This is a genomic window from Kitasatospora sp. NPDC056181, assembly GCF_042266225.1.
Lineage (GTDB): Bacteria > Actinomycetota > Actinomycetes > Streptomycetales > Streptomycetaceae > Kitasatospora.
In genome coordinates, this window is sequence record NZ_JBHJUK010000052.1 from 43,489 (window position 1) to 53,133 (window position 9,645).

Sequence of the window (9,645 nt, forward strand, 5' to 3'; positions counted from 1 at the left end):
ACTCCGGGAACGGGCCGCGCCCCGCTCGGGGGCCGGTTGCTCAGCTGAGGTCGATGAACCGGTCCAGCACCCGGACGCCGAACTTCAGCCCGTCCACCGGCACCCGCTCGTCCACGCCGTGGAACATCCCGGCGAAGTCCAGCTCCGGCGGCAGCTGAAGCGGCGCGAAGCCGAAGCAGCGGATCCCGAGGTCCTGGAACGACTTGGCGTCCGTCCCGCCGGAGAGGCAGTACGGCACGGCGCGCGCGATCGGGTCCTCGGCACGGAGCGCGGTCTGCATCGCCTCCACCAGCGCTCCGTCGAACCCGGTCTCGATCGCCTTGTCCGAGTGCAGGCTCTCCCGCTTCACGCGCGGGCCGAGCACGCTGTCCAGCTCCGCCAGGAACTCCTCCTCGTAGCCGGGCAGGAATCGCCCGTCCACGTGCGCGGTCGCCTGCCCGGGGATCACGTTCACCTTGTAGCCGGCGCCGAGCATGGTCGGCTGGGCGGTGTTGCGCAGCGTGGTGCCGATCATCTTGGCGATGCCGCCCAGCACCCGCAGCGTCTCGTCCATGTTCTCCGGGTCGAGCTCGACGCCGAGCGCGTCCGACAGCTCGTCCAGGAAGGCCCGGACGGTCTTGGTGATCCGCAGCGGGAACTTGTGCCGCCCCAGCCTCGCGACCGCCTCGCACAGCTCGGTGATCGCGTTGTCGTCGTTCTCCATCGACCCGTGCCCGGCCCGGCCCTCGACCGTGAGCCGCATCCAGTGCATGCCCTTCTCGGCCGTCTCCACCAGGTAGAGCCGGGTCTGGTCGTTGACGGTGAACGAGAAGCCGCCGACCTCGCCGATCGCCTCGGTCACGCCCTCGAACAGACCCGGGTGCTTGTCCACCAGGTACCGGGCCCCGTACGTGCCGCCCGCCTCCTCGTCCGCGAGGAAGGCCAGCACCAGGTCGCGCGGGGGCTTGCGCCCGGTCCGCAGACGGTCACGGACGACGGCCAGCGTCATCGCGTCCATGTCCTTCATGTCGACCGCGCCGCGCCCCCAGACGCAGCCGTCCGCGATCTCGCCGCCGAACGGGTCGTACGTCCAGTCCGCGGCATTGGCCGGCACCACGTCGGTGTGCCCGTGGATCAGGAGGCCCGGACGCGACCGGTCCTCCCCCTCGATCCGCACCACCGTCGACGCCCGCCCCTTGGCCGACTCGATGATCTGGGGTTCGAGACCGAACTCCGCGAGCTGTTCGGCCACGTACTCGGCGGCCTTGCGCTCCCCCGGCCCGGAGCCGTCGCCGTAGTTGCTGGTGTCGATCCGGATCAGATCGCGACAGATCTCGGCGACCTCCGACTCGGCCGTCACCTTCGGCGCCGCCGCCCGCCCCGCCGTCGACTCGCTCCGCTCGCTCACGGTCACTCCTCGTCTCAGCCCCGCACCGGCGCACCACCGCGCCACCCCCGGGACCTGCACCCGGGCCGTACGAGCACGTCCGCCCATACTCCCCCAGCCCCCCACCCGGATCCACCCCGCGAACCCGGGGGAAACCGCAGGAAACCCCCTGGTCACACCCCCGCCACAGACCACTCCCCTCCCCCGCCGCCTGCCCCCGCACCCCCACCCGGAGCCGTTTTGGGAGCTCAAGCCGATCTTTGCTACAGTTACATCTGTCAGCGCGGCCGAGGAAGCCGCAAAGACAACACCTAGTCCGGGTGGCGGAATGGCAGACGCGCTAGCTTGAGGTGCTAGTGCCCTTTATCGGGCGTGGGGGTTCAAGTCCCCCCTCGGACACAACGAGTGCGGGTCAGGAGAAATCCTGACCCGCACTTTGCGTTTGCGGGTCGCCGCTTCGGCGGCACAGACCGGGAACCGGCGGCAGCGGCAATCCGTCGGCGCCCGGGTCGCCGCCGGCCACCCGGGCGCGGTCGGCGGGGGCGGGGATCGCGCTCAGAGCTCAGACTCCGGAGGCGGGGGAAAGACGCCCGTTTCCATGAAGTACTCCCCCTGCCTGACCGACAACGAGGACGGGAGGAACGCGACCGTTCCGTCGTCCTTGCGAACGTAGAGGGCGCGTGACATGGGCCGGTTCTTGGGACCGCCGGTATCCAGATACTCCTGGGTCTCGAACCGGACGTTCCAGGCCCAGCCGAACTCCCTGGCCCACTCCTCGCGCAGCACGACCGTCCGCGGCGTTGCGGATTCCATCTTGCCCAGAAAGACCCGGACCGCCTCGATCGCTTCCTGATTCCTCATGGGATGTGTTGCTCCTTCGCCAGGGCCTCCCGGACAGCGAGGCCCTGACTCTCAATACGGCATGAGCTGGACCTCTGCAGGCCGTCGTGCGCAGCAATATGAGGGAGCGTCACGACTCTGTGGCGGGGTCGGAGCCAGGAAACCCGTCGAGGCCGTGGTTCGCCGCAGCGGGAACCGGCCCGCTCCGGCGGGCGGTCCCGTCGGGCGAGGTCGCCGCGGTGGCCCCGCTCGGGGACGACCGGGCGGGGTTCCCCGCAACCTGCGACGCGGCGGTGGCGGGCCTAGCGTTGTGGTGTGGACGCGGGAGCGTTGAGCTTGTTCCTCTGCGGCGACGTGATGCTCGGCCGCGGTGTCGACCAGATCCTGCCGCACCCCGGTGATCCGACGTTGCGGGAGCCGTACGTCCGGGACGCGCGGGACTACGTCGAGTTGGCGGAGGCCGTGTGCGGCCCGATCCCCCGGCCGGTCGACTTCTCCTGGCCCTGGGGGGAGGCCTTGGAGTTGCTCGACGAGGTCGCGCCCGACGTCCGGGTGCTGAACCTGGAGACGAGCATCACCCGCAGCAACTCCTTCGCACCGGGGAAGGACGTGCTGTACCGGATGAACCCGGCCAACGTCCCGTGCCTGGCCGCCGCCCGGCCGGACGTCTGCGTGCTGGCCAACAATCACGTACTGGACTTCGGCCTCGGTGGGCTCGGGGAGACGCTCGACGCCTTGGCGGGGGCGGGGCTGACCTCGGCGGGAGCGGGACCGGACGCGGCCGCCGCCCGGCAGCCGGCGGTCGTCGGGGTCGGCGATGGCGGGCGGGTCCTGGTCTTCTCCTTCGGGACGGCGTCCAGCGGCATTCCGTGGCGGTGGAGCGCGGCCGAGGAGCGGGCCGGCGTCGACTTCGTCTCGGAGGCCTCGGCCGTCGACGCGGCCGATGTCGTCGACCGGGTACGGCAGGTGAGGCGACCGGGCGATGTCGTGGTCGCCTCGGTCCACTGGGGGTCCAACTGGGGCTACCGGATCTCCCGGGACCAGACCCGCTTCGCCCACGCCCTGGTCGACGGCGGCGTCGACGTCGTGCACGGGCACTCCTCCCACCACCCCCGCCCCGTCGAGGTCTACCGCGGGAAGCTCATCCTCTACGGCTGCGGCGACTTCATCGACGACTACGAGGGCATCGCCGGTCACGAGCAGTACCGGGACGACCTGCGGCTGCTGTACTTCGTCTCGGTGGACCCGGGGAGCGGGAATCTGGTCGGTGTCCTCATGGCGCCGGTCCAGGCTTGGCAGATGCGGCTCCGGCACGCCTCGCACGCCGACGGGCAGTGGATGCGGGAGGTGCTCGACCGGGTCAGCCGCGGATTCGGCGTCCGGATCGACCCCGGTCCCGACGGCATGCTGGCCCTGCGGCGGACGTGGGGGTGACGGAGCCGGGCGAGGGCGGAGCGGCGTGGCACGGCCTGGAGCGACAGGGTGCGGCCCGGAGCTGCGTGGGTGGCACGGGGCGGCGCTCGGTCAGCCCGCGTCCGGGTCGTCAACGGGCGCTCCAGACCGGGCAGCCGGGGTGGTGGCGGCGCGTGCGGATGACGGTGCCGCCGAGGGAGCGGTGCTCGGTGACGGAGGCGTCGCAGCACCCTGTCCGCCGGGCCGCGGGCGCGGGGCCCCGCGGTGCGGTCGACACGGGAGGGACGGACGGCTCAAGCGGCTTGGCCGACGCGGTTGGCGGCTTGGCGGTGGCCGGTGCCGCCGCCGAGGCCGGAGGAGGAGTGGAGGGAGCGGTCTTGGCGGGGGCCGGCTTCCGGTGCGGAGCGGCCGGGCGACGACGCCGGCGGCGCGGTGTGGAGGTGGTCACGGGCGGGATCTGCCCCGGCCGGGCCCGGTGAAATCCGGGGCTCACTCGGACGAGGGACAAGAGGAGACCGGCAGGGGCGGGCAGCGTCACCGGGCCCGGGCCTGCACCCGGATCCGGCGACGGCCCGCGACGGCCCGCGACGGCCTACGAACGCCAGAAGGCGCCAGAAGGCGTCAGAGGGAGTCAGGGAGCATCAGAAGACATCGGAGGGTGTCGGAAGGTGTCGGATCACCTCAGAAGGTGATCGTCCGGCCCTCGGCCGCGGCCTGGCGGGCGGTGTAGGCGACACCGTGCACCTTGAGGCCGCTCGGGTCGAGCAGGGTGATCGCCCCGCCGTGGTTGCCGAGCTCGAAGCCGCCGGCGCCGTGCACGGTGAGCGCGGCCCCGGCGGCCAGCGGCCCGGCGGGCAGGGCGAGCCGGTGCTTGGCCTGGTCGGCGAGGTGCCAGCCGGCCAGGTCGACGGGCGCCGCGGAGGTGTTGAGCACGGTGACCGTCTCGTCCTCGGGAGCCGGGCCGACCGGGTTGACCACGGCGGCGACGATGCGCAGCGCGGCGTCGTGGCCGGTCGGGTCGGTGGGGCGCGGCGGGGTGCCCGGGAGAGTGTGGCCGGTGGCGTCGTCGGTGTGCCAGGCCTGCGACTGGAAGGCGAGGAACACGGCGATCCAGCGGTCCTCGGCGGGCAGGTGGATCAGCAGCCCGCCGTCCTGGTAGACGCCGTCGTCCGCGCGGAAGCGGCCGCTGTTGCCCTGGTTCATGTGGATGTCGTGGACGCCGTTGCCGGGCGTGAAGCCGAACACCTTGTCGGGGACGGTCGGCTCGGGGCCGAAGCGCTGGCCGATCAGGTAGACGGCGGCGGCCGGGTCGTTGATCGCGCGCTGGACGTAGTGGTCGAGCAGGTCGGCGAGGTCGTTGTCGGCACCGGGGGCGTCGGGCGGCAACGTGCGCAGGGCAGCCGGGTCGAAGAGGTTGCCGCGGATGAAGTCCAGACTCGCCGTGCCGGGCTTCGAGGGGAGGTCGGTCCAGCCGCTGCCGGCGGCGGGGAGCAGCGCGGTGAGCGGGTGCCGGAAGTCGTCCACGACGACGTAGAGCAGGTCCGAAGGGGACTGCTGCGACTGGACGTTGACCGCCGCCCGGTAGTCGGTGCCCTGCGCGTCGCGCAGGTGGATCTGGTAGTGCGGGGTGTCGGCGGCGCCTTCGCGGCGCCGCTCGACGGCAGTGGCGGCGAGCACGCCGTAGTTCTTCAGGGGCATCGGTGAGGTCCTTCGGCCGGTCCGGTGGGCTCCGGTGCGCCGTGCTGGGCGGGCACCCCTCCGTTATGCCGCACGGACCGCGGTCGGCACCGGCGAATCGACGGATGTTCACCGGCTGTCCGCCGAACGGGTGCACGGCCCGCCGTCGTTGACCCGGACACACCTCGTCGGCCTGGGGCCGCCTCCGCTCGCGAGTGGTGCTGCCGCCCGGGCGTTGACACGCACCGCTCCCGATCTACAGAATGACTTCATTATGAAGTACGTACATAAATCCGAGGAACCGGCCGCCGGTCCGCTCGACCGCGATGCCGAGGGCCGGCTGTACGACACCCGGGTCCGGTCCGCCATGACCGGGTTCACCCGTGACGGGGACACCCTCGCCCTGGAGGCCGCGGCCGCCGCGCGCTCGGCCTTCCACGCCGTCGAGCGGCTGCGGACGCACGGCACCCAGGGGCGCGGGCTCAGCTCGGGCGCACTGGACGTGCTGATCCGGCTGAACGCGGCCGGGGAGGCGGGCGCGGCAACCCCGACCGATACAGCCGATACGACCGGAACAACCGGTATGACCAGCACGAGCAGCGCAATCGGCACGGCCGGACTCACTGTCGGCGAGCTGGCCCGGGCCGGCGGCGTCAGCTCGCGCAACGTCACCGGGTTGGTCGACACCCTGGAACGTGAGGGCCTCGCCCGGCGTCTGCCCGACCCCCGCGACCGGCGGGCCGTCCTGGTCGCCATCACCCCGGAGGGGCGGGCCTGGCTGGAGGCGTTCCGGGCGCCGACCGAGCGCGCCATGGCGGCGGTCTTCCACGGGTTCTCGCCCGACGAGCTGGCCCAACTGCGCCACCTCTGCCTCCGCCTGGTGGAGAACCAGCAGCGCATCGAGCAGTACCTCGACCGTCCGCAGCAGCCGGACAGGAAGCCCTGAACTCACCAGGAGGGGGAACACCACGAGCACTGTGAGCACCGAGAACACTGTGAGCACAGCCGAACGGCAGGCCCGGCAGACTCGCCGGACCCGGGAGACCGTCAGGGCGTACCACGAGGCCCGGTTCCGGGGTGACGTGACGGGCGCCGCGGCGCAGACCGGCGAGCCGTTCGCCTTCCGCAGCCCGCTGATCACCTCGTCCAGCCCGACCGGCCACCTCGCGGGGCTGGACGGCTTCCTCGGACTGGTCACCGGCGTCGAGCTGCTCAGCGAGCTGTACGGTCCGGAGGAGGCGACGCTGGTGTACGACGTGCACACCGCCTCGCCGGTCGGCACCCAGCGCACCGCCGAGCACTTCCGGCTGTGGGACGGACGAATCGCCTCGATCGCGCTGATCTTCGACGCCACCCCGTGGGGCCCGCTGATGGCCGCCGCCGCCCCGCCGGCGTAGCCGGAGGAGCAGATCCGACACGAACGCCGGAGGCGCGGGCCGGCCCGGCGTCAGCCCGCCTGCGCCCGGTCGTGCCCGTCCCGCGGGACGGCGGCCGGACGCCGGACGAGGCTTCGGGCCATCTCCCCCACGACCACTGCGGTCACCGACGAGACGATCAACAGCGGCATCGTGTTCACGGAGTCCGCGCCGAGCAGCGCCGCCCCGAGCACGGCGCTGGTGACCGGCAGCCGGGTGACCGCCGCGGCGGAGGCGGCGAGCCCGGCCGCCAGGCCCGGCGCGTCGCCGAAGCCGGGCAGCGGGGCGCAGGCCACCCCGACGGCAGCGCCGATCAGGAGCGCCGGGAAGATCGGGCCGCCGCGGAGGCTGCCGAGCGCGATGCCCCAGCCGACCGCTTTGCAGAGTGCCAGCGCCAGCAGCGCCCCGATCGACCAGGAGGCCGGGTCGGCGGCCAGCGCCCCGAGGGTGATCTGCCCGGACAGGGCCGCCTCCGCGGGTGAGCGCCCGGTGAGCAGCGCGTACGCGGAGATGCAGGCGCCGACCGCGACCGCGCAGACCACCGTGCGGGCCGCCGTCCGGCGGGCGGTCGGTGCCGGCCCCTGCGGCCTGCCGCTGGTGTACGTCCTGACCAGCTCTCCGATCGTGTGGGCCGCCACGCAGAGCACCGCCACGGCTGCCGCGACGGGGATGCCCCAGAGGAAGTCGCCGGGGTCGGGGGTGCCCGCCGGCGGCTCGGACGACAGTGAGAGCGCACCGATCGACAGGCCGGTCCAGTGGCCGAAGCCGGTGAAGACCAGTGCGCCGATGCCGCTCGCCAACAGGCACGGCAGGATCAGCGCCATCAGCCGTGGGCCGCCGAGCCCGGCCGCCTCGATCATCATCACGGCGGCGACCAACGGGCTGCCGAAGATGGTGGAGATCGCCGCCGCCGAGCCGGTCGCACCGAGCACGGGTGCCAACTGCGGCTGGGACGTCCGCTTGGCGGAGCTGACCGCGAGCAGGGCCAGGCCGCTGCCCATTGCCATCAGCGGCGCCTCGGGGCCGAGGACCGCGCCGAGCGGCAGGCAGGCCAGGGCGGCCAGCACCACGCCGGGGACGGCCTTCGGCATGGTCGGCGGGCCGCCGATCCCGTCCACCGGGATGTGGCCGCCGCGGCCCGGGAACCGGGTCACGATCGGGACCAGCAGCAGACCGGCGAGCAGCAGCGCCGGCAGGGGCCACCACCAGGGCGGGCTGTCGAAGCCGGCGGCGTCGGGAAGGCTCTCCCAGATCCAGTGCTGGAGTTCGTGCTCCAGGCTGACGAAGCCGAACGCGGCCAGCGAGACCGGGATGCCGACCAGGGCCGAGACCAGCAGCAGTCCGAGGTACCCCTTCCTCAGCAACACCTCTTGCAGGGTGGGGCCGCCACTCGCCGTCCTGGTCTGCTCGGACAATGCCCGCTCCCTCGCGCTCCCCGGGGCCCGCCGCCGCCCTGCCCCGTCCTGGGACCGAGTCTCGCCCGGGGCGCAGGGGCGCGCACGGTAACCGACGCGCTCCGCACGGCGCGCCCCTGGCGGGTTACGCCGCACGGGTGAGCCGTCGAGAGGGCAGCGCCGTCGCAAGGAAAGCGCCGTCGCGAGGGCAGCGCCGTTCAGAAGGCCGAGTGGTCCGGGAGGCCAGGAAGCCCAGGAGGCTCAGAAGAGCGCGAAGCCCGGAAGAGTCACGGGTTCACCGTGGCTGCACCTGGCGGGTCTCCCCCAGTGCGCTCTCGATCCCCTGCACCATCCGCCAGAGCGGCACCCGGCGGCTGGCGACCAGCACCACCACGTCGTCCGGATCCTCCTCACCGCCGGAGCCGGCAGCCGCGCCACCCGATGCCCCGCCGGACGCCCCGCCCGATGCCCCACCACCCGACGCGCTGTCGGCCGGACGGTCGCTCCAGGTGCCGGTGACGAAGGCCATCGCCGCGTCCACCTCGGCGATCCAGTCGCTCTCGCCGCCGGAGCGCAGCCAGGTCCGCAACGCGTGGTTGTGCGCGGAGACGACGGCGGCCGCGATCACGTCGGCCCGCAGCGCGCCGTCCGGCCGGTCGGCGAAGCGGCCGCGCAGGTAGTGCGCGAGCGTGTGCTCGTAGCGCCAGACCACCGACAGCTCGTACGCGCGCAGGCCGGGCACCTTGCGGGTGAGCCGGTAGCGCTGCACGGAGAAGGACGGCTGCTCGGCGTACATCCGCAGGACGAGGCGGGCGGCGTCGCAGGCGTGCCGGACCGGGTCCTCCTCGCCGTTGCCGGACTCCAGGAACTCCGTCATCTCGGCGAGGCTGCGCTCGTGGTCGGGGAAGACCACGTCCTCCTTGGCCGGGAAGTAGCGGAAGAAGGAGCGCCGGCCGACCCCGGCGAGCGAGACGATGTCGTCGATGGTGGTCTGTTCGAAGCCTCGTTCCAGGAAGAGCTCGAAGGCGGCGGCGACCAGCGCCTCGCGCATCGCCGGTTTCGGCGGCCCGTCGTTCATGGGCTGGTCCTGTTCTTCCTTCTCGCTCATTCCCGGAACATAGCACCGGCTTCGAACAGCCGGACCCGCGTGTCCGGCGGTGCACCGCGGTCCGCCGGGTGCACCGCCGCGCGCCGGACTACGGCAGGTTGCGGGCCATCACGATCCGCTGGATCTGGTTGGTGCCCTCGTAGATCTGCGTGATCTTCGCGTCCCGCATCATCCGCTCCAACGGGTAGTCCCGCGTGTACCCGTACCCGCCCAGCAACTGCACCGCGTCCGTCGTGATCTCCATCGCCGCGTCCGACGCGAAGCACTTCGCCGCCGCCCCGAAGAACGTCAGGTCCCCGTCCCCCCGCTGCGACTTCGCCGCCGCCGCATACGTCAACTGCCGCGCCGCCTCCAGCTTCATCGCCATGTCCGCCAGCATGAACTGCACACCCTGGAAGTCACCGATCGGCTTCCCGAACTGCTTGCGCTCGC

The 9,645-nt window shown here is 72.7% G+C and carries 9 protein-coding genes and 1 tRNA gene; 4 read left to right on the plus strand and 6 right to left on the minus strand.

Going from position 1 to position 9,645, the window contains the following annotated elements; all coding sequences use genetic code 11:
* Positions 1-40 precede the first annotated feature (40 nt).
* Positions 41-1,387 carry a M20/M25/M40 family metallo-hydrolase gene (locus ACFC1F_RS20775; protein ID WP_307853326.1) on the minus strand — a complete coding sequence of 449 codons (1,347 nt, stop codon included), beginning with the start codon at positions 1,385-1,387 and terminating at the stop codon, positions 41-43.
* 293 nt (positions 1,388-1,680) lie between these two features.
* Here ACFC1F_RS20775 and ACFC1F_RS20780 point away from each other — a divergent pair.
* Positions 1,681-1,765 (plus strand) — tRNA-Leu (locus ACFC1F_RS20780).
* Between the two features lie 156 nt (positions 1,766-1,921).
* Here the strand turns inward: ACFC1F_RS20780 and ACFC1F_RS20785 are convergent.
* A complete protein-coding gene (locus ACFC1F_RS20785) occupies positions 1,922-2,227 on the minus strand; it encodes a YrhB domain-containing protein (protein ID WP_376160155.1) in 306 nt (101 codons plus the stop codon).
* 294 nt (positions 2,228-2,521) lie between these two features.
* Between ACFC1F_RS20785 and ACFC1F_RS20790 the strand changes: the two genes are divergently transcribed.
* Entirely contained in the window at positions 2,522-3,640 is a 1,119-nt protein-coding gene (locus tag ACFC1F_RS20790; protein WP_376160157.1) for a CapA family protein, read from the plus strand.
* A gap of 660 nt (positions 3,641-4,300) precedes the next feature.
* On the opposite strand, the gene ACFC1F_RS20795 is transcribed toward ACFC1F_RS20790, so the two are convergent.
* On the minus strand, positions 4,301-5,317 hold the full coding sequence (locus ACFC1F_RS20795; protein ID WP_376160159.1) for a DUF2278 family protein: 1,017 nt from the start codon (positions 5,315-5,317) through the stop codon (positions 4,301-4,303).
* A 253-nt stretch (positions 5,318-5,570) separates the two neighbouring features.
* Here ACFC1F_RS20795 and ACFC1F_RS20800 point away from each other — a divergent pair, with 253 nt between their 5' ends.
* Positions 5,571-6,242, plus strand: a complete 672-nt coding sequence (locus ACFC1F_RS20800) for a MarR family winged helix-turn-helix transcriptional regulator (protein ID WP_376160161.1) — start codon at positions 5,571-5,573, stop codon at positions 6,240-6,242.
* 49 nt (positions 6,243-6,291) lie between these two features.
* Positions 6,292-6,693, plus strand: coding sequence for a hypothetical protein (locus ACFC1F_RS20805; protein ID WP_376160163.1), 402 nt, complete (start codon positions 6,292-6,294; stop codon positions 6,691-6,693).
* A gap of 50 nt (positions 6,694-6,743) precedes the next feature.
* Here ACFC1F_RS20805 and ACFC1F_RS20810 read toward each other — a convergent pair whose 3' ends face one another.
* From ACFC1F_RS20810 to ACFC1F_RS20820, 3 genes are all read right to left on the minus strand, one after another.
* Entirely contained in the window at positions 6,744-8,126 is a 1,383-nt protein-coding gene (locus tag ACFC1F_RS20810; RefSeq protein ID WP_376160165.1) for a chloride channel protein, read from the minus strand.
* A 274-nt stretch (positions 8,127-8,400) separates the two neighbouring features.
* A complete protein-coding gene (locus tag ACFC1F_RS20815; protein ID WP_209415234.1) occupies positions 8,401-9,156 on the minus strand; it encodes a TetR family transcriptional regulator in 756 nt (251 codons plus the stop codon).
* A 145-nt stretch (positions 9,157-9,301) separates the two neighbouring features.
* Positions 9,302-9,645: acyl-CoA dehydrogenase family protein (locus tag ACFC1F_RS20820; RefSeq protein ID WP_376160167.1), on the minus strand; the 344-nt coding region annotated here is incomplete at its 5' end.

Bases quoted from the DNA above. Each gene is read 5' to 3' on its own strand.
- ACFC1F_RS20785 (WP_376160155.1), bottom strand. From the start codon at position 2,227: ATGAGGAATCAGGAAGCGATCGAGGCGGTCCGGGTCTTTCTGGGCAAG.
- ACFC1F_RS20795 (WP_376160159.1), bottom strand. From the start codon at position 5,317: ATGCCCCTGAAGAACTACGGCGTGCTCGCCGCCACTGCCGTCGAGCGG.
- ACFC1F_RS20800 (WP_376160161.1), top strand. From the start codon at position 5,571: ATGAAGTACGTACATAAATCCGAGGAACCGGCCGCCGGTCCGCTCGAC.
- ACFC1F_RS20815 (WP_209415234.1), bottom strand. From the start codon at position 9,156: ATGCGCGAGGCGCTGGTCGCCGCCGCCTTCGAGCTCTTCCTGGAACGA.